16 protein-coding genes and 1 tRNA gene are annotated in these 19,548 nt (G+C 37.8%); 14 read left to right on the top strand and 3 right to left on the bottom strand.

All coding sequences use genetic code 11. The annotated features are described in order from the left end of the window. Positions 1-50 precede the first annotated feature (50 nt). The gene (locus BELBA_RS18550) at positions 51-1,358 is read left to right on the top strand and encodes a TolB family protein (protein ID WP_014774216.1); all 1,308 of its coding nucleotides are present in this window, start codon (positions 51-53) and stop codon (positions 1,356-1,358) included. An 18-nt stretch (positions 1,359-1,376) separates the two neighbouring features. On the opposite strand, the gene BELBA_RS18545 is transcribed toward BELBA_RS18550, so the two are convergent. From BELBA_RS18545 to BELBA_RS18535, 3 genes are all read right to left on the bottom strand, one after another. Further along, complete coding sequence (locus tag BELBA_RS18545; protein ID WP_014774215.1) at positions 1,377-3,602, bottom strand: xanthine dehydrogenase family protein molybdopterin-binding subunit; 2,226 nt, start codon at positions 3,600-3,602, stop codon at positions 1,377-1,379. Positions 3,603-3,605: 3 nt separating this feature from the next. Further along, complete coding sequence (locus BELBA_RS18540) at positions 3,606-4,070, bottom strand: (2Fe-2S)-binding protein (protein ID WP_014774214.1); 465 nt, start codon at positions 4,068-4,070, stop codon at positions 3,606-3,608. Between the two features lie 145 nt (positions 4,071-4,215). Beyond that, positions 4,216-4,289: transfer RNA gene (locus BELBA_RS18535), tRNA-Cys, on the bottom strand. A gap of 330 nt (positions 4,290-4,619) precedes the next feature. Here BELBA_RS18535 and BELBA_RS18530 point away from each other — a divergent pair. The 13 genes from BELBA_RS18530 to BELBA_RS18470 are packed head-to-tail and all read left to right on the top strand — an operon-like array spanning position 4,620 to position 19,521. Continuing rightward, a complete protein-coding gene (locus BELBA_RS18530; RefSeq protein WP_014774213.1) occupies positions 4,620-5,879 on the top strand; it encodes a c-type cytochrome in 1,260 nt (419 codons plus the stop codon). A gap of 38 nt (positions 5,880-5,917) precedes the next feature. Beyond that, positions 5,918-9,004: a TAT-variant-translocated molybdopterin oxidoreductase gene (locus tag BELBA_RS18525; protein ID WP_014774212.1), complete on the top strand. Its 3,087-nt coding sequence runs from the start codon at positions 5,918-5,920 to the stop codon at positions 9,002-9,004. Positions 9,005-9,022: 18 nt separating this feature from the next. Beyond that, entirely contained in the window at positions 9,023-10,387 is a 1,365-nt protein-coding gene (gene nrfD, locus BELBA_RS18520; protein ID WP_014774211.1) for an NrfD/PsrC family molybdoenzyme membrane anchor subunit, read from the top strand. A 2-nt stretch (positions 10,388-10,389) separates the two neighbouring features. Next, the gene (locus BELBA_RS18515; protein WP_014774210.1) at positions 10,390-10,920 is read left to right on the top strand and encodes a DUF3341 domain-containing protein; all 531 of its coding nucleotides are present in this window, start codon (positions 10,390-10,392) and stop codon (positions 10,918-10,920) included. A gap of 13 nt (positions 10,921-10,933) precedes the next feature. After that, positions 10,934-11,560, top strand: coding sequence for a c-type cytochrome (locus BELBA_RS18510; protein ID WP_014774209.1), 627 nt, complete (start codon positions 10,934-10,936; stop codon positions 11,558-11,560). A 2-nt stretch (positions 11,561-11,562) separates the two neighbouring features. Beyond that, positions 11,563-12,858 carry a hypothetical protein gene (locus BELBA_RS18505; protein WP_014774208.1) on the top strand — a complete coding sequence of 432 codons (1,296 nt, stop codon included), beginning with the start codon at positions 11,563-11,565 and terminating at the stop codon, positions 12,856-12,858. A 24-nt stretch (positions 12,859-12,882) separates the two neighbouring features. Then, positions 12,883-13,920: a cytochrome c oxidase subunit II gene (locus BELBA_RS18500; protein ID WP_014774207.1), complete on the top strand. Its 1,038-nt coding sequence runs from the start codon at positions 12,883-12,885 to the stop codon at positions 13,918-13,920. Between the two features lie 16 nt (positions 13,921-13,936). Next, complete coding sequence (locus tag BELBA_RS18495) at positions 13,937-15,826, top strand: cytochrome c oxidase subunit I (protein ID WP_014774206.1); 1,890 nt, start codon at positions 13,937-13,939, stop codon at positions 15,824-15,826. Further along, positions 15,807-16,880 carry a COX15/CtaA family protein gene (locus BELBA_RS18490; protein ID WP_014774205.1) on the top strand — a complete coding sequence of 358 codons (1,074 nt, stop codon included), beginning with the start codon at positions 15,807-15,809 and terminating at the stop codon, positions 16,878-16,880. The genes BELBA_RS18495 and BELBA_RS18490 overlap by 20 nt, the downstream gene beginning before the upstream one ends. A gap of 4 nt (positions 16,881-16,884) precedes the next feature. Further along, positions 16,885-17,787, top strand: coding sequence for a heme o synthase (cyoE, locus tag BELBA_RS18485; RefSeq protein ID WP_014774204.1), 903 nt, complete (start codon positions 16,885-16,887; stop codon positions 17,785-17,787). Positions 17,788-17,789: 2 nt separating this feature from the next. Further along, entirely contained in the window at positions 17,790-18,371 is a 582-nt protein-coding gene (locus BELBA_RS18480) for a cytochrome c oxidase subunit 3 (RefSeq protein ID WP_014774203.1), read from the top strand. A 23-nt stretch (positions 18,372-18,394) separates the two neighbouring features. Next, positions 18,395-19,171 carry a cytochrome c oxidase subunit 3 gene (locus BELBA_RS18475; protein WP_014774202.1) on the top strand — a complete coding sequence of 259 codons (777 nt, stop codon included), beginning with the start codon at positions 18,395-18,397 and terminating at the stop codon, positions 19,169-19,171. Between the two features lie 20 nt (positions 19,172-19,191). Beyond that, positions 19,192-19,521 carry a cytochrome C oxidase subunit IV family protein gene (locus BELBA_RS18470; protein WP_014774201.1) on the top strand — a complete coding sequence of 110 codons (330 nt, stop codon included), beginning with the start codon at positions 19,192-19,194 and terminating at the stop codon, positions 19,519-19,521. Positions 19,522-19,548 lie beyond the last annotated feature (27 nt).

Here is a 19,548-nt window from a genome sequence, read left to right as displayed (position 1 = left end):
CGTCTAGTGAAAAGTGAGTTTTAATTTCAGGATGCTTTTGACCGAAGTTTATGAAAAAGTTAAGTGCGATTATTTTAATATTTCTTTTGTTCAGTTGCGAAAAGCAGTACGAAGACGCTATTCCTGAAGGATCATCAATTGTAAGATCAACACTTTATTCGGATCTCACGGATGATGGGAATATTATGCTTCAATGGGGGGATGTAAGAATTTGTAATGGGTTTAACTGTATCCGAAATGAGGTAAGTGCCAGCAATTATGAACTGTTTGTAAAAAGACCCGGTGCTCAAAATTTTGAAAGAGTAATTCGCTTGCCTAGCGGTACCAATCAATTTTTGTTTGGAGATGTAAGTAAGGGAGAAGCCTATGAATTTTTTATCAAGTCCAATAGGGCAGGTACTTCGGTTGATTCCAATACGGTTATGATTATTCCAGCGGAGGTTCAAGAAATTGAATTGGTTTTTCGGTTAGATATGTCTGGTCACGCACTTATGCATCCTAGGCTAAGTCCTTTGGGTAGTAAAGTGGCCTATGTTTCTGATGTGCAATTTACAGAAGCAGGCGAGGAGCGGAGAGCCTTAAGTCTTTTTATTTGGGATAAAGAAGCACAGCAACATTACTTAGTAAAAAGAAATGCCAACCAACCTAATTGGTCATCGGATGGGAAGAGACTGATTTATGTCACAACATCAGGACTTTCTCAATCTGTACAAGGAGTTTTGCCTTCCCATTTAGAAATATTTGATTTGGAAGGAGAAGAATTTACCTTAATCAGTGGGGGCTTTCATCAACAATACTTACCAAGTTTCAGCAAAGATGATGAACAAGTGTTTTTTTATTCAGATTCCTTAAATAGAGAGGATTTTGGTTTATGGCAGCGTGATTTTTTTGGAAATACTTCACCTGTGTTTCCTTCTTTCCGGGATCCTGAACTTTTAGCTGGCATGTCTCCTTTTTATGGCTTGGATGTTTCTCAAATCACAGAAATGGTGGCTGTAGATCACTTACAATTGTTTAACGATAGGCCAGTATACCATATTTTCGGATTTGACATGGCTAGTGGAGGGCAAAAAGTAGATTTAATGGTTTCCCAATGGAGTGATTTTTCGCCTTCTTTTTCACCGGTCGATGCGAATAAACTAGCTTTCATATCTGATCGTTCTGGAATTTCACAGGTTTGGTTGCTAGATTTGGTTTCTAAGGAGTTGAAGCAGGTTACATTTTTCAGTACTCAGAAGTCTGATTATAGAATTACTAAGATTGGTTCTTCAATTTCTTGGGGGGATGATGGTAATTCACTGATCTTTCCTGTTTCAAGTCCGAGAGGAGGAAGAGAGTTGGTGAAGATTCCTTTATAGAATTAGTTTTTATAAAAATCAAACCTCAAAATACTCCTTCAAAGGCAATTCATAAACCCTTTTGTCCACAAGAGAAGACAAAGCATTTACAATAGAAGCAGCGACAGGCCCTTGAGCGGCTTCACCAGCGCCAAGAGGTTTTTCTTCCGGTCGATTGATGATATGCACTTCGACTTCAGGAACATCCATTGTCCGCATGATAGGGTAGGAGTTCCAGTCTCTGCTTGTGATACCGTTTGCATCATATTGCACCGCTTCCATGATTGTCCAACTTGCAGATTGGATCATTCCTCCTTCGGTTTGGTTTTTTAACCCATCAGGATTAATGCATTGACCGGAATCGATGGCTCCAGTGAGTTTGTGCAATCTGAATTTACCTTCTGTCGGACTCTTGTGGACTTCCGCAAGTACTGCATAATAGGAAGCTGAATTTTTGTATTGGGCAAAAGCAAGCCCATAGCCTATAGCTCCACTTTGATCTCTATTTTCCCAATTACATTTACTTTTCAGGGTTTTGATCACTTCAATGGCTCTTAGATTATCTAGGTTTTTGATCCTAAACTCAAAAGGATCAATCTCAGCAAGAGCTGCCAATTCATCTATAAATGATTCCAGAGCAAAAATATTTCCATAAGCACCCAATCCCCTTAAAGCAGAAGTTCTTAATGGTCCTTCATAATTATGGAGTAAGAGCTCCCGATCTGGAATAGTATAAAGTGGAGAAGCGTTCCTGTAAGATCCACCAGAAAATCCTCCTTTTTGAAATTCAAAAGCATTTTCCAAATGTCTTGCCGAAACATAATGTCCTGCTCGACCATTTGGTCGTGTGCTATGGGTATCTGACCAAACCTGTGTTTTCCAAGCTGTGATTTTCCCTTCTTGATCTATACCTGCTTCAAGCGCAATCTGCATAGCTGATCCATAAGGCTCCCATTGATGCTCGTTATCTCGCATCCATTGAAGTCTGATATGCTTGCCAGGAAGCTGCTTGGCAATCAATGCTGCTTCTGCTGAAACATCATCAGCACTGTTGTGTCCATAACAGCCCGAACCTGGCATTCCTATACATCTGATGTTTTCTTTTTCCAGTCCCAATAAATCTGCGAGTGTATTTTGTAAGGGATAAACGCCCTGAGTGGGAGACCAAACAGTTAGATTCTGACTTTCCCATTTTGCTACAGCACAGCCAGGACCTGTAGATCCGTGCATGTGATAGGGTTTTCTGTAAATGGATTGATGTGATTTTGTTGCCTTGTCAATCACAGATTTGATATTTGGATGCTTTTCTACCTCTTGAGGAGAATTGGAATTTCGCTCCATGTCAGCAAAAAGAGCGTCAGACATTACTTTAATTTCTGATTTTTCCCACTCGCTTACTTCTTTGATTTTTTGCCATGCTTTGATGGCTTGATATTCTCTTTTGGCTACAACAGCCACAAAACTTCCATCGACAATGACTTTTTCAACACCCGCCATACCTGAAATTAAGTCAGTATCGAGCGATTTTAGTGTTGAACCATACGAAGGTGGATGAACCACTCTCGCGTGTAGCATATCCGGAAATCTCAAATCATGTACAAAGTGAGCTTTTCCCTGAACCATGTCTAGGATTTCTGCTCTTTGAAATGTTTTTCCAATGATTTGATGCTTTTCAGGAGACTTTATTCTTGCCTCTCCAGTGATATTTCCTTCTAAAAACTTACCATCCAAAATTTCCCAATAAGATTTTTTCTTTCCTTCAGGTCCAAGTATGACACCATCTTTAACTTCAAGTTGATCGGTAGAAATGCCCCATTCTTTTTCTGCTTCTTTAAGTAAATACAGTCTAGCTTCTGATGCAGCTTGGCGAATAGCACTTCCGCTACCTTCTACAGAATTACTTCCCGCTGTATATCCTTCGTTTGCAGTTTGACCAGTGTCTCCATTGATGATATGACAGATTTCAAAAGGTACATCAAGTTCTTCAGCAGCAATCTGCATCAATGCTGTTCTGATGCCTTGACCGAGTTCTTGCTTCCCAGTCAATACCGTTACATGACCATCAGCATCCAATCTGATCCAAGAATCAATAACATCTTTTCCTTGATGTGCCCGCTCAGGAATTCCCTCGTATAAAGCCTTTAATTCTTCAGCTTCTTTGGGACTGCAAAATGCAAGTGGAAAAAGATTAAAGCCAATAAGTAATTGGCCGGAAGCTTTTAAAAAGGAGCGTCTGTCGGTTTTTGGGAGTTTAAAGTTTTCCATGATTTACAACTTTGATTCAGAAACGTTCTTTACAGCTTTAATAAATCTCGAATGTGTACCACAGCGGCAAATGACGCTATTCAAAGCTTCTTTGATTTCTTCTTCTGATGGGTTATTGTTTGATCGGAGCAACGAAACTGCGGAAATAAGCATGCCATTGAGACAATAGCCACATTGTGCAGCCTGCTCTTGGACAAATGCTTCTTGAACAGGATGGAGTTTATTCCCTTGTTTCAATCCTTCAATCGTTTCTATGTTTTTTCCTTGAAAAGTCTCGCAAGGACTAAGGCAAGTCGGTACTGCTTGATCATCTACCAAAACCATACAAGCGGAACATTGCTGAAGTCCGCAGCCGAATTTGGCACCTGAAAGCTCAAATTCATCTCTGAGAATATATAAAAGAGGTTCCTCAGGATCTGCTTGAATTTCTTTGTTCTTGCCATTTAGCTGAAAAGAAATTGTCTTCATCGGAAAGGTATTTTGTTGATACCTTTAATATATGGAATACGATTTTTAAAAACTAACTTAGAATTACAAGGGTCGAAGAGGAAGTGCTGAATGGTAGTTTCTTGAAAAAAGAAAAGCACCTTCTGAATGAAGATGCTTTTGAAATTGGAGGTCGAGAGCGGATTCGAACCGCTGTACAAGGTTTTGCAGACCTCTGCCTAGCCACTCGGCCACCCGACCATTTTTTTAAATGGAATGCAAATGTAGAGATTATCTGATTTATTCCAAAACCCCAATGGAAAATTATCAAGATATCGTACATGTTTTTATTGGGGATTTTCCTAATAAATTATTTCTACCAATTATGTTTTATTTATAAAGATTCTAAATTATTTTAAAGTTCATTGGATTCATTGTAATATGCTGAATAACAGTTTTTTATAATGTTATGAGGTCTATTTACAAGTTAGTACCATGTATAAAAGTCAAGTTTGAAATGTAGAATTGGGGTAGTACATTTGCACTGTTTATTAGAAAACCGTGAATTAAACTGTTTAATAAGTATTAAATATGTCGATCAAACGCTCATTATTAGGTGTTCCCTTAAGATTAAGCACTCTGGCTTTGATGCTCTTCCTCGTTTTGGGAGCTCAATCCTTTGCAGCTAATCCCGATGTTTCTGACAGTGAAGAGGCAATTTCTGCAGGTAAATCTGTTTTTAATGCCAACTGTAAAACCTGTCATAAACTAGATCAAAAATACACTGGCCCTGCCCTTAGAGGGGTGACAGATCGAAGATCTATCGAATGGGCAAAGAGTTTTATCAAGAACTCTGCTGCATTAATTGCTTCTGGAGATGCACAAGCAAATGCTTTGTACAGTGAGTACAATAATCTTGCAATGCCTCAGCATGAGTTTTTAAGCGATACAGAACTTGATAACCTACTTTCTTATATTGAATATGGTGATAAGGAAGCTGCGGTTGCGGAAGGTGCTGGTGATGGTGAAGTGGCGCAAGCAGCAGGAGGATCTGGTGTTCCAAGTGAGTACCTGACAATTATCCTGGCAGTGCTTGTTGTAGTTTTGCTTCTTATTCTTATTGTCTTAGGTTTAATTATTTCAGTACTAACAAAGTATTTGAATAATCAGAAACTAGAGGAAGATGATTCTGAATTCATCAATCAAAAATTTGATGTAAAAAAAGTATTGAGGAGTGACGCATTTGTAGTCATTGTGACCGCATTAGTAATAGCCTTAGTAGCGAAGACCGCAATTGATGGTTTATATACCATAGGTGTTCAGCAAGGATATCAGCCAAAGCAGCCAATTGCATTTTCACATCAACTTCACGCGGGTCAATATGAAATTGAATGTCAGTATTGTCATACTGGTGTTGAAATAGGAAAATCAGCAAATATTCCATCTGCAAACATTTGTATGAACTGTCATCAGCATATACAAAATGTTGGTGGAAAAGAAGGTATTTCAACTGAGATCCAAAAAATCTATGATGCGGTTGACAACAATCAGCCAATTGAGTGGGTGAGAATTCACAATCTACCTGATTTGGCTTATTTCAATCACTCTCAGCACGTCGCAGTGGGTGGGATAGAGTGTCAGACTTGTCATGGTCCAATAGAAGAGATGGAAGTTGTTTATCAGCATAGTTCCTTAACTATGGGATGGTGTATTGACTGTCACAGACAAACTGATATCAAAGCCGCTGGCAATGAATATTACGATAAATTAGTGCAACTCCATTCAGATAGCAAAAATGCCCTTAAAGTGAAGGACATCGGTGGTCTAGAATGTGCTAAGTGTCACTATTAATTTAAATCAATTCAGAACATACTTTTCTTGAATATACAATGAAAGAAAATAACAAGACATACTGGAAAGGGTTAGAGCAATTGACAAACGATCCAGAGTTTGTTAAAAATGCAGATAGAGAATTCCCTGAATATTTACCATCTAATAATGGTGAAGATGGAGGTCCCTCAAGGAGAGATTTCTTGAAGTTAATGGGATTCAGTTTAGCAGCAGCTTCTTTAGCAGCTTGCGAAGCTCCAGTAAGAAAAGCTATCCCTTATGTCAACAAACCAGTTGATATCAACCCTTCTATTCCAAACTATTATGCATCAACCTTTTCCTCTGGAGGAGATTATGCATCTATTGTAGTAAAAACAAGAGAGGGTCGTCCTATCAAAATCGATGGGAACGAACTTTCTCCTATCAATGGAAAAGGTGTAAGTGCTATCGTGGAGGCATCTGTGCTTTCATTGTACGACAAACAAAGACTAACTGGACCATACATCAATGGTGAAAAGTCTGATTGGGCGACGATCGATGCTCAAGTGAAGTCACAGTTAGCGTCTGCGGGTTCTGTGAAAATCGTCACTAATACGATTCTTTCTCCATCTACAGAGAAGGCTTTAGCACAATTTTCAGAAGCTTTCGGTGGTGCAGAAGTGATCACATACGATCCAATTTCGAATTACGGAATTACAAAAGCAGCAGAAACCTCTTATGGAGAAGCTGTTTTGCCTACTTATAAATTTGATCAAGCGAAGGTTATTGTTAGTTTTGGAGCTGATTTCTTAGGAACTTGGATTTCTCCAATCGAATTTGCCAGACAATATGCAAAAGGAAGAAAGATTTCTAAGGAAAAACCTGAGATGTCGAGACACTTCCAGTTTGAGTCAAACCTTTCATTGACTGGTTCTAATGCAGATTACAGAACACCAATTAAAGCGTCTGCTAGTGGATTGGCCGTTCTTTCATTATATAACGCACTTGCTAAAAAAGCCGGAGCAGCGAGTTACAATGCAACAGCAATTGAAGTTGCGCATTTAGATAAAGCTGCTAACGAACTTTGGGCAAATAGAGGTGCTTCAATTGTCGTTTCAGGATCAAATGATCCAAACGTACAGATTGTAATCAATGAGATTAATGATCTATTAGGAAACAACGGCGTCACTGTTGATTTCTCTACACCTTCTTACTTTAGAAAAGGTGATGATGCAAAAATGAATCAGTTTGTTGCTGATTTGAATGCAGGTAGAGTAGGAGGAGTTGTTTTCTACAACTGTAACCCAGCTTATGATTTTGCTAAAGGTGCTGAATTGGCAGCTGGAATTGCAAAAGCAAAAGTATCTGTTGCTACAAACATGACCATGGACGAAACAGCATCTTTGGTACAATATGTCGCTCCAGATCATCATTATTTAGAATCTTGGAATGATTTCAATCCAAGAAAAGGGGAGTATTCATTGGCTCAGCCAACGATTTCGCCGTTATTCGATACTAGACAAGCGCAAGAGACATTCTTAGTATGGGCTGGTATGGAAACAAATTATTATGATTTCTTACAGGAAAACTGGAATTCTACACTTTTTGCTTCTCAATCTGAGTTGACTGACTTCCAGCAATATTGGGATCAATCTTTATTTAATGGAGTTGTTTCTATTGCTTCTGAACCAAGTTCTGTAGGATCTGTAGCCGATGCTTCTAGTGCTGCAGCAGCAATCTCAAGAACATACAAAGCAGATAATGCAGCAACGGAATTGGTAATCTATTCCAAAATTGGAATAGGTAATGGTACTTTTGCCAACATTCCATGGTTGCAAGAAATGTCAGATCCAATTACAAAAGCAACTTGGGATAACTACTTGACAGTTTCTCAAAAATGGGCAAATGAAAATGGCTTGAAGATGTTCGAAGGAGCAACTCAGAAAGCTAAATTGACCATTGGAGATAAATCCATCATCGTTCCTGTATTGGTTCAGCCAGGTCAAGCGATTGGTACTGTGGGTCTTGCCTTAGGTTACGGTAGAACAAATGCCGGTAGAGTAGCAAATGGAGTAGGTGTGAATGCTTATGAATTGCTAGACAACTCTAAGGGGTTTGTAAATTTTGATATTACTGAAGGGGTCAGCATTGAACTGTTGGCTGATACATATAAAATTGCACAAACTCAGACGCATCAAACTTACATGGGCAGAAACTTTGTCGTGCAGGAATCAATCCTTCCTGAGTACAAAGACAATGCTTATGCAGGTAGATACCAACCAAAAATCTACAAAGAAGGTGAGTTTGTAAAACCATCTAAAATTTCCTTGTGGAAAGGACATCAATACAGCCAACATCATTGGGGTCTTGCTATTGACATGAACTCTTGTATTGGTTGTGGAGCTTGTACTGTTGCTTGTCAAGTTGAAAACAACGTTGCAGTAGTAGGTAAGCAAGAAGTCTTGAACAGAAGGGAAATGGCTTGGATCAGAATCGATAGATATTACAGTTCTGATGCCGAGGTGGGTGACAATGATGGATTGGAAATCGCTTCTGAAAATCCAGAAGTAGTATTCCAGCCAATGATGTGTCAGCACTGTAATAACGCTCCTTGTGAGACTGTTTGTCCAGTTGCTGCTACTACACACTCTTCTGAGGGTCTTAACCAAATGACATATAACAGATGTATTGGCACAAGATATTGTGCAAACAACTGTCCATATAAAGTAAGAAGATTCAACTGGTTCAAATATCACGATAACAAAGATTTCTCTACTGTAAACGTTGCGCAAAACGATGATATGGGTAAGATGGTCTTGAATCCTGATGTGACTGTAAGATCCAGAGGTGTCATCGAAAAATGCTCCATGTGTGTGCAAAGAATCCAATCTGGAAAATTGACTGCCAAAAGAGAAGGCAGAAAAGTTCAGGATGGTGAAATCACCACCGCTTGTGCGACAGCATGTCCTACAGATGCAATTGTATTTGGAGATATGAATGATACAAGCAGTAAAATTTATTCTACTCTTAAAATTCAGGAAGAAACACTTTCTGCAACTAAAGAGGTGAATGAAGAAAGAGCATACCATGTGTTAGAAGAGGTGAATGTTAACCCTAATGTGTGGTACTTTACCAAAATCAGAAATAAGGATAAATCAGAAGCGTAAAAAATAATTTTATAAGATATGCAGGTAACTTCATCCGTACGCGAACCGCTAATTACAGGCGGTAAAACCTTAAAAGACGTCACACACGACGTATCAAGACAGGTAGAAGGAAAACCATCTTTAGGTTGGATTCTTGGTCTCTTAGTCGCAGTGGGTACCTTATTGTTAGGGAGTCTTGCACTGGTAGCGACCCTTTGGGAAGGTATTGGTATGTGGGGTCTAAATAAGACTATAGGCTGGGCATGGGATATCACTAACTTCGTATGGTGGGTTGGTATCGGTCACGCTGGCACTTTGATTTCCGCAGTATTGCTATTATTTAGACAGAAATGGAGAATGGCGATCAACAGAGCTGCTGAAGCAATGACGATTTTCGCTGTTATCTGTGCTGCAATGTTCCCGGTAATTCACATGGGTAGACCATGGTTGGGAGCTTATTGGGCACTTCCTTTGCCAAATACTTTTGGTTCACTTTGGGTGAATTTCAACTCTCCACTTCTTTGGGACGTATTTGCAATTTCTACTTATTTCTCAGTATCCTTAGTGTTTTGGTATATTGGTTTGATTCCTGATTTTGCTACGATTAGAGATAGAGCAACTGGGTTAAGAAAGACCATTTACGGAGCACTTTCTTTTGGATGGGATGGCGCAGCGAAGACTTGGAGCAGATATGAATCTGTTGCTTTGATCTTAGCTGGTTTAGCTACTCCTTTGGTATTGTCAGTTCACACAATTGTATCTTTTGACTTTGCTACTTCAGTTATCCCTGGATGGCACACGACTATCTTCCCTCCATATTTCGTGGCAGGTGCGATTTTCTCAGGATTTGCAATGGTATTGACCTTGATGATCATCACAAGAAAAGTATTCAAACTAGAAGATTATATCACGATTGGACACATTGAGTTGATGAACATAGTAATCATCATCACAGGTTCTATTGTAGGTATCGCTTATATCACTGAATTTTTCATCGCTTGGTATTCAGGTGTAGCAGCAGAACAATATGCATTCATCAACAGAGCATTTGGTCCCTATTGGTGGGCTTACTGGTCTATGATGACATGTAATGTGATTTCACCACAATTGTTCTGGATCAAGAAAATTAGAACTTCTATTGTAGCAACCTTTGCTTTGTCAATTGTAGTGAATATAGGAATGTGGTTCGAGCGATTTGTGATCATCGTTACTTCTCTTCACAGAGATTACTTACCATCTTCATGGGCGATGTTCTACCCAACGATTTCGGATGTAGGAGTTTATCTATTAACATTTGGATTGTTCTTTACCCTCTTCTTGTTATTTGCCAAATTCTTCCCGGTAATCAACATGGCTGAGGTGAAATCTATCGTTAAGTCTTCTTCAGAAAAAGTAAATAAATAATCATGGAAAGAGATAAGAATTTTGTCCTCGGTGTATTTGAAGATGAGGATGTGTTGTTAGACGCTGTATCCAAAGTAAGAGAGAGCGGCGTGAAGATTCATGAAGTTTATTCTCCTTTTCCTGTTCATGGAATTGACGATGTACTAGGTTACAAAAGAAGTAGACTTCCTATTGCAGCATTTCTTTTCGGAATCTTAGGGACTACATTGGCTTTGACCATGCAGTTTTACATGATGAAAATTGACTGGCCTATGATTATCGGTGGTAAAGATTATGCAGGTCTTCCAAACTTTATCCCGGTAACTTTCGAATTAACTGTTCTCTTGGCAGCATTCGGTATGGTTGGTGTGTTTATGATTTCTTCCAACTTGAAGCCTTGGGCTCAGCCTAGGATCTTTGACTTGAGAATTACAGATGATAAGCACGTAATGGCAATTGATTTGGCTACCAATGCTTCAATAGGTGAGGCTCAAATAGGAGAGATTTTGAAATCTTCCGGAGCTTCAGAAGTGAATAATAAAAGTTTTGATTAGTAACTCAGACAATATGAAATTGATAAAATCCATATATGTTATCGCTACTGCAGGAGTTGCCTTAGGGCTTGCCTCTTGTGGTGCTTCTGGAGATAATCCGGGATACGAATATGCTCCGCAAATGTATAACTCTGTTCCTTACGAAGGTTTAACACAGATTGTAAATGAAGATGAAGGTCAATGGTTGTCTACTAGAGAAGACGAAAAAGGCGAATTCTTCAATTCAAACGTCAACAATCCTAATAGGATGAACATGAGAGAGCCTGTTGCCAATACCGTTCCTAGAACAAAAGATGGTATGCTTCCTTATAGATTGAAAGCATTTGAATTAGAAAAAGCTGCAGAAATTCAAAATCCAGTTGAGTTGACAGATCAGGTTCTTGCAGAAGGGCAACAATTATATCTTCAATATTGTACAGCATGTCATGGCATTAATGGAGAAGGTGATGGTTTAGCTGGTCAAGTAATTGGTGGTGTTGCTAATCTTAAAGGTGGTGCTTATGTAAATCTTCCTGAAGGTCACATTTTCCATGTTATCATGAAAGGTAAAGGAAGAATGGGTGCACACGGGTCTCAAATTCCTCAAGAAAGAATTTGGAAAATTGTTCACTATGTTAAACAAGAAATTCAGAAGCAATAATCATGGCGCACGTTTCAAACTATAATTTAGATCAGAAATTTGATTTCACAGCTTCCATCAAAAAGACCCTTTTCGTAGGTCTTGGCATTGGTGCTGTCTTGTTAATTGCAGGCATTCTAACAGGAATTTTTGGAGGCGGTGATCATGGTGCTGCTGAAGAAGCTGGTGGTCATGCTTTCCATTGGTATGAAAGGTTATATGCAAACCTTTGGATCAACAATGTTTACTTTACGGGAATTGCAATTATTGGTGTTTTCTTCTTTGCTATTCAATATGCTGCTCAAGCAGGTTGGTCAACAGGAATCTTAAGAGTAATGTTGTCTTTAGGGAATTGGTTGCCATTTGCTGCCGTCTTGATGATTGTAACTTTCTTTGTTGCGAATCATGACTTATTCCATTGGACACATAGCTATTTGTATGATACTAATGATTTAGAGCATTATGATCGAATCATAGATGGTAAAGGTGCATTTTTTTATTGGCCAATGGAAAAAGGATCTTTCCCGATCTTCTATATTGTGAGAATGTTTGCATTCTTTGGAATCTGGATTTTCTTTTTCAATAAATTGAAAAATTTGTCTTTTGCAGAAGATAATCTATCAGGTAGTCATAACTGGTCTAATATTAGAAAATGGTCCGCTATTTTCTTGATTCTTTTCGGAATCACTTCTTCAGTCTCAGCTTGGGATTGGGTAATGTCGATCGATACGCACTGGTTCTCTACTATGTTTGGTTGGTACGTTTTTGCGTCTTGGTTTGTAGCTGGCCTTTCAGTGATTACTCTAATTACTGTTTTCTTAAAAGAAAAAGGCTACTTAGAGATGGTTAATGAAAACCATATCCACGATCTAGGAAAGTTTGTATTTGCTTTTTCTATATTCTGGACATACATCTGGTTCTCGCAATTTTTATTGATTTATTATGCAAACATTCCTGAGGAGTCTGTGTACTTTGTAGAGAGGTTGTCAAGTGATGTGTATAGCCCGTTTATATTTGTAAATCTAGCATTAAACTTTGTGTTGCCTTTCCTTGTTTTAATGACACGTGATTCTAAAAGACATACTATTTTCTTGAAAGTGGTTTGTTCTTTGATTATCCTTGGACATTGGTTTGACTTCTTCTTAATGGTTCAACCAGGAACATTGGGTCACAATGGTGGGTTTGGTTTGATGGAAATAGGAATGCTTTTAGTATTTGCTTCTGCTTTTGGCTTTGTAGCTTTGAAAGGTTTAGCAAAAGGCAATCTTGTAGCCAAAAATCATCCAATGTTGGAGGAAAGTTATCATCATCACATTTAACATTTATCCGAAAAAATTATAATTATGTACGGATTTCTTATTGCAGTAGGTATTTTGCTTTTGCTATCCATAATTTGGATGGTTTACAGAATTCAGACATTGGTCTCGGTTGTAAAAGGCTCTGATAAAAAAATTGCTTCAAGTAGTAATAAGGTTAATGCTATTCTATTTGTAGTATTCCTCCTTGTTGGTGGTGGTTTAATGTTCTGGTATTCAATTAAAGAGTTTGATAATTACAATCTTCCTTTAGCTTCTGAACATGGAGCCATCACGGATAATCTTTTCTGGATTACAATGGCTGTAACTGGAATTGTGTTTATTATTACTCACATTTTATTGTTCTGGTTTCCATACAAATATCAGTATAATGAAAAGCGTAAAGCGACTTTTTATCCAGATAACAACAAATTAGAGGTTATCTGGACAATTGTTCCTGCTTTTGTTCTTGCATTATTGGTAATTGGGGGTTGGAAAGCTTGGTCTGACATCACAGCGCCTGCACCAGAAAATTCACATGTTGTCGAAATTATGGGGTATCAATTCGCTTGGGAAGTAAGATATCCAGGAATGGATAATGTTTTAGGTAACCATGACTATAGGTTAATTAATGAAGTAAATAATTTGTCTGGTGTAGATTTCTCAGATAAGAATTCTTTAGATGATTTTGCTTCACCTGTAGTTTACATCCCGAAAGGAGAGCCTGTCTTATTTAAAATAAGAGCAAGAGATGTTTTACATTCAGTATTCGCTCCGCACATGAGGTTGAAAATGGACGCTGTACCAGGAATGCCAACAAGATTTTGGTTCACTCCTACATTGACTACTGAAGAAATGAGAGCACAACTAGGAAATGAAGATTTTGAATATGAAATCGCATGTACTGAAATTTGTGGTCGTGGTCACTTCTCAATGAAAAAAATCATTAAGGTTGTAACACCTGAAGAGTTCGAAAAGTGGAAGTCAGAACAGAAACCATATATAGTTAATAACCCAGCTCTTGTGGAGAATTTATCTGTAGAACTAAAAGAATTGGCTGATATTACTATCAGTGAACATAAGTAATTAAATTAAATTCATTATGGCAACAGCTAGCGTAGCGTCACATAGTGCTCATGACCATGATCACGATCATGAACACAAAGAAAACTTCATAACGAAGTATATTTTCACGATTGACCATAAGATGATAGGTAAACAATTTTTGGTTACCGGTATTTTCTGGGCATTGATAGGTGGTTTTCTTTCTATCCTTTTCAGACTACAATTAGGTTTCCCTGATATGGATATGACATTCCTGAAACCAATTCTTGGAGGTTGGATTGATGATGGAGGTAAACTTGATCCTAACTTCTATCTTGCTTTGGTGACCATGCATGGCACCATTATGGTTTTCTTCGTTTTGACAGCAGGTTTGAGTGGAACATTTTCCAACTTCTTGATTCCTCTTCAAATTGGAGCGAGAGATATGGCTTCTGGATTTATGAATATGCTATCATACTGGTTCTTCTTTATCTCTGGTGTAATTATGTTCATTTCTTTGTTTCTTGAAAATGGACCAGCAGGTGGTGGATGGGTTGTGTATCCTCCGTTGTCAGCTTTAGAGCAAGCTATTCCAGGTTCAGGTATGGGAATGACGCTATGGTTAATAGCCATGACTTTTTTCATAGCTTCTTCTCTATTAGGTGGTATCAATTACATTTCAACAGTTATTAACCTAAGAACAAAAGGAATGTCTTTCTCAAGGTTGCCTTTGACGATTTGGGCTTTCTTTTTAACTGCTGTTATTGGTTTGTTATCATTTCCAGTATTATTTGCCGCAGCATTGTTATTGGTGTTTGACCGTAGCTTCGGCACTTCTTTCTACCTTTCTGATATTTATATAAGTGGAGAAGGTGCTTTACCTAATACAGGTGGTAGTCCAGTGCTTTATCAGCATTTATTTTGGTTCCTCGGTCACCCTGAGGTATATATTGTATTGTTGCCAGCATTGGGAATTACTTCTGAAGTAATTGCTACGAATTCAAGAAAGCCAATCTTTGGATATAAGGCAATGATCATTTCTATGTTGGGAATTACAATCCTTTCTTTCGTTGTGTGGGCTCACCACATGTTCGTGTCTGGAATGAATCCTTTCCTAGGTTCAATCTTCATGTTCCTAACATTGATTATTGCTATTCCTTCAGCTGTAAAAGTATTTAATTACTTAACTACCTTGTGGAGAGGGAATTTGATCTTTACGCCAGGAATGTTATTCTCAATAGGTCTTGTTTCATTCTTTATTTCTGGAGGTTTGACAGGTATTTTCCTAGGTAATTCTGCTATTGACATTCAATTGCATGACACTTACTTCGTAGTAGCACACTTCCACTTAGTAATGGGATCAGCATCTTTCTTCGGATTGATGGCAGGTGTATATCATTGGTTCCCGAAAATGTTCGGAAAAATGATGGATGCTAGATTGGGATATATTCACTTCTGGTTGACTTTTGTTGGGGTTTACTTAGTATTCTTCCCAATGCATTATATTGGTATAGCGGGTTTCCCAAGAAGATATTATTCATTCACTTCATACGATTTCAGTAGCATGTATACTGATTTGAATATGTTTGTTTCTGTGGCTGCTATCATCACATTTGCTGCTCAATTCATCTTCCTGTTCAACTTCTTCTACAGCATGTTTAGAGGTAGAAAAGCAAGTTTGAACCCGTGGAGATCTACTACTTTGGAGTGGACTACTCCACTTCATCCAGGGCATGGTAACTGGCCAGGAGAAATTCCTTCAGTTTATAGATGGCCTTATGATTACAGTAAGCCAGGAGCAAGTGAGGATTTTATTCCACAGACAGTTCCATTATCTGCAACTCCAGAATCTAACCTTCCTCACGAGCAAGAATTAGTTAAATTGGAGAAAGAAATTATTGCAGAAGAAGGTGAAGTTCTAATAGCTAATGAATCAAAAGAATCTTAAAAATATAAACAGCTTTCGCACAATCTCATTGATTACTGTGATAGCTGTTTATTTTCTGATATTGGTTGGTGGTGTTGTCCGAAGTACCGGTTCAGGTATGGGCTGTCCCGACTGGCCAAAATGCTTTGGGAGCTGGGTTCCGCCAACGAGTGTGAATCAGCTCCCAAATGATTATCAGGAGATTTATTTACAAAAGCGGATTCTGAAAAATGAACGCTTTGTAGCTAGTCTTGAAAAACTAGGTTTCTCTGAAAAGGCAGAGGAAATAAAAAATGACAAGTCGATTCTTATAGAAGAGGAATTCAATCCAGTAAAAACTTGGATTGAATATATTAATAGGTTGATAGGTGTTTTGATAGGGTTATTCATCCTGCTGACAGTGTATCGATCTTTACCACTTTGGAAAGAAGATAAGCTCATACCAATTCTCTCGTTTGCAAGTTTGGTATTGGTTGTCTTTCAAGGTTGGATTGGCTCTATTGTCGTATCGACAAACCTACTTGCTTGGATGATAACATTACATATGTTATTAGCCTTGTTACTCGTTTGCTTATTGATTTATATTCATTTCAGAGCACATCACCTTTATAAAAAAATCTCTTTCAGAACAGAAAAGCCTTCTAGACTATTTACCATCTTAATGATTGGTTTCATTTTGATGATTGTACAAATTGTCTTAGGAACGCAGGTAAGAGAAGAAATAGATCAAATAGCTTTTGCTATGGGGAATTTGATGAGAGGAACATGGATAGAATCCATGGGTGTAACTTTCCTTGTTCATAGGTCTTATTCTCTTTTACTCCTAGCAATTCACATTCTGTTTATCTACAAGATTTATAAATATTCAGTTAGACGTTCAGGTATTTTCAAGTTATCGCAATTGCTACTTATTGTTATTACATTTGAAATATTGACAGGGGTTGGAATGGCATACTTTGCTATACCTGCCTTTTTGCAACCTGTTCATCTCTTATTTGGCTCATTGATTATAGGAATTCAATTTCTGCTCTTGTTAAATCTTCAAGATCAGAGAAAATTAACATTTGAAAATTAGGTTCATGAGAACTTTAAATATTTCTGAAGATACTATATTAGATGCTATTGCTTTTAGAGCAAAAGCATATTATGAATTGATCAAATTCAGGTTATCTGCATTGGTTACATTCTCAGCAGTGTTTGGGTTTATTCTTGGTGATTCCGGAGTAATGTTTTCTTGGGGGAAATTCTTTGCCTTAATGATAGGTGGGTTTCTAATTTCAGGAGCTTCAGGTGCTGCCAACGAAATATGGGAAAGAGATTATGATAAGCTGATGAAGCGAACTCAAAATCGGCCACTGCCCACCAAGCAAATTTCATTGAAAGAAGCCTATTGGTTTACATCAATTATCGCTTTGATAGGAATCAGTGTATTATGGGTTTTTACAAACCCATTGACAACAGGTTTAGGTGTATTAAGTATGATACTTTACGTATTTGTATATACTCCTCTGAAAAGAGTTGGCCCTATTGCTGTTTTTGTAGGAGCAATTCCTGGTGCTATGCCTCCCTTGTTAGGTTGGACAGCTGCTACTGGTGCAATTTCCCATGAAGCATTAATAATTTTTGGAATTCAATTTGTTTGGCAATTCCCACATTTTTGGGCGATAGCTTGGGTTAGTGATGAGGATTATAAAAAGGCAGGTTTCAAATTACTTCCAAGTGGCGGTAAAAAAGATTTGAATACAGCAATTCAGATTATGATTTACACCTTGTTTCTTCTACCACTTGGATTACTTCCAACCTATTTTGGTTTGACAGGAATCAATTCAGGTATTGTTGCAACAATTTGTGGTGTTTTATTCTTAGCTCAAACTTTTTCTTTGATGCGTGACTGCTCAAGAAAGTCTGCTTTGAAAATTATGTTTGGATCATTTCTCTATCTTCCTATCGTTCAGATCGCATACTTATTAGATAAAATTTAATTATGGAAGAAAAATTCGCATATATAGAAGGTGCCGAGCAACCTATTGCAATGCATCCTAAAAAGTTCTCTTTATGGCTTTTTATGGTGACTGTTGTAATGATTTTTGCTGGGCTGACAAGTGCATATATAGTACGTCAATCAGAGGGGAATTGGTTGGAGTTTGACCTTCCTTCTGTTTTTTATTGGACATCAGGTATTATCGTCTTGAGTAGTGTTTTCTTACACTGGGCGTACCTTTCAGCAAAAAAAGATAATTTGATTAGTTTGAGAATTGGTATAACAATGGCATCAATTCTAGGAATTGCATTTTTAATTGGACAATGGTATAGTTTTGTGGCACTTGTGGATATGGATGTCTACCTAGTTGGGAATCCTGCGGGTTCATTTTTATATATTTTCACGGGTCTTCATGGATTGCACTTAGTTAGTGGTGTGATTTTTCTAATAATTGTGTTAATTTCGTCCTTTAGATATAAGGTGCATTCTCAATCCATGGTGTCTATGGAAATGTGTGTGACTTATTGGCACTTCTTAGGTGCGCTATGGTTATACCTATTTACATTCATGCTTCTAAATCATTAAATATTAAAGTTAAATAAATTAATATGTCAACGACTGCGACAGCAATTGGAGTTAGCTCCAAAAGAGGAATCTGGGGAGGTGGAAATGAACCACTTAAGGCCAGTTATGGAAAACTCATGATGTGGTTTTTCTTACTTTCGGATATCTTTACTTTTGCCGCCTTTTTGATAACTTATGCTGCCATTAGGGTAAGTTATCCTGGCTATTCAGGCTCAATGGAAACATTCCAAGGGTCAAATGAGTATTGGCCTGTTCCGGAATTGGTTTTTGATGCTTTTCCTTTTGCGCATGGAGCACATTTGCCTCTTGTGTTTGTAGGTTTAATGACTTTTATTTTGATTTTAAGTTCAGTTACTATGGTATTGGCTGTGGAAGCTGGACATAGAAATGATAGGCAAGATGTAGTGAAATGGATGCTTTGGACTTTATTAGGAGGGATATGTTTCTTAAGTTGCCAAGCTTGGGAATGGTCTCACTTTATTCATGGTTCAGATGAAGGGTCATTGATTACTTTTGTTAATTCTATGAATCAAGTTGTGTCTGAGACAATATATGGGGCTAATCTTGCTGTTAATGAATATGGACCAGCTGCTTTTGCTCAGTTATTCTTTTTCATAACAGGTTTTCACGGTTTTCACGTTACCATAGGTGTTATTTTGCTGTTTTTAGCATTTTATCAAGCAGCAGTTGGTGTCTATGAAAGAAGAGGTCATTATGAAATGATAGAAAAAATCGGTTTGTATTGGCACTTTGTGGATCTTGTGTGGGTATTTGTATTTACCTTCTTCTACTTAATCTAAAAGAATAAAATTTATTTGATATGGCGTTACAAGAAAATAAATCAGCTTTGGAAGTAATTCCAAGAGATAACGAAAAGATAAAAAAAATCTGGAAAACAGCAGGTATCCTATTGGCGATTACTCTTGTAGAGTTCGTAATGGCGTTTACTATGGATAGAGGTTTACTGCTGTACTTCTTATTTATAGCTTTGACCATTTGGAAAGCTAAATATATTATGATGGAGTTCATGCACTTAGGTGAAGAAGCAAAACCTTTGTTCTATTCTATCATAGTACCTTTGATATTCTTAGTTTGGTTGGTTATTGCACTAGTCAAAGAAGGAACAGATATCTTCATGATGAGGTGGTAGGAAAATATTTTATTTTATTTATAAAAA

Origin of the sequence: Belliella baltica DSM 15883 (genome assembly GCF_000265405.1) — a bacterium.
Taxonomy (GTDB): domain Bacteria; phylum Bacteroidota; class Bacteroidia; order Cytophagales; family Cyclobacteriaceae; genus Belliella; species Belliella baltica.
Note: the sequence above shows the minus strand (reverse complement) of the source record. Positions and strands in the feature narration are given on the sequence as shown.

Excerpts from the sequence above, each read along its gene's own strand:
- BELBA_RS18515 (WP_014774210.1), top strand. The coding sequence starts at position 10,390 with ATGGAAAGAGATAAGAATTTTGTCCTCGGTGTATTTGAAGATGAGGAT.
- BELBA_RS18510 (WP_014774209.1), top strand. The coding sequence starts at position 10,934 with ATGAAATTGATAAAATCCATATATGTTATCGCTACTGCAGGAGTTGCC.
- nrfD (WP_014774211.1), top strand. The coding sequence starts at position 9,023 with ATGCAGGTAACTTCATCCGTACGCGAACCGCTAATTACAGGCGGTAAA.
- BELBA_RS18480 (WP_014774203.1), top strand. The coding sequence starts at position 17,790 with ATGGAAGAAAAATTCGCATATATAGAAGGTGCCGAGCAACCTATTGCA.
- BELBA_RS18505 (WP_014774208.1), top strand. The coding sequence starts at position 11,563 with ATGGCGCACGTTTCAAACTATAATTTAGATCAGAAATTTGATTTCACA.
- BELBA_RS18490 (WP_014774205.1), top strand. The coding sequence starts at position 15,807 with ATGAATCAAAAGAATCTTAAAAATATAAACAGCTTTCGCACAATCTCA.
- BELBA_RS18550 (WP_014774216.1), top strand. The coding sequence starts at position 51 with ATGAAAAAGTTAAGTGCGATTATTTTAATATTTCTTTTGTTCAGTTGC.
- BELBA_RS18500 (WP_014774207.1), top strand. The coding sequence starts at position 12,883 with ATGTACGGATTTCTTATTGCAGTAGGTATTTTGCTTTTGCTATCCATA.
- BELBA_RS18545 (WP_014774215.1), bottom strand. The coding sequence starts at position 3,602 with ATGGAAAACTTTAAACTCCCAAAAACCGACAGACGCTCCTTTTTAAAA.
- BELBA_RS18530 (WP_014774213.1), top strand. The coding sequence starts at position 4,620 with ATGTCGATCAAACGCTCATTATTAGGTGTTCCCTTAAGATTAAGCACT.
- BELBA_RS18495 (WP_014774206.1), top strand. The coding sequence starts at position 13,937 with ATGGCAACAGCTAGCGTAGCGTCACATAGTGCTCATGACCATGATCAC.
- BELBA_RS18470 (WP_014774201.1), top strand. The coding sequence starts at position 19,192 with ATGGCGTTACAAGAAAATAAATCAGCTTTGGAAGTAATTCCAAGAGAT.
- cyoE (WP_014774204.1), top strand. The coding sequence starts at position 16,885 with ATGAGAACTTTAAATATTTCTGAAGATACTATATTAGATGCTATTGCT.
- BELBA_RS18475 (WP_014774202.1), top strand. The coding sequence starts at position 18,395 with ATGTCAACGACTGCGACAGCAATTGGAGTTAGCTCCAAAAGAGGAATC.
- BELBA_RS18540 (WP_014774214.1), bottom strand. The coding sequence starts at position 4,070 with ATGAAGACAATTTCTTTTCAGCTAAATGGCAAGAACAAAGAAATTCAA.
- BELBA_RS18525 (WP_014774212.1), top strand. The coding sequence starts at position 5,918 with ATGAAAGAAAATAACAAGACATACTGGAAAGGGTTAGAGCAATTGACA.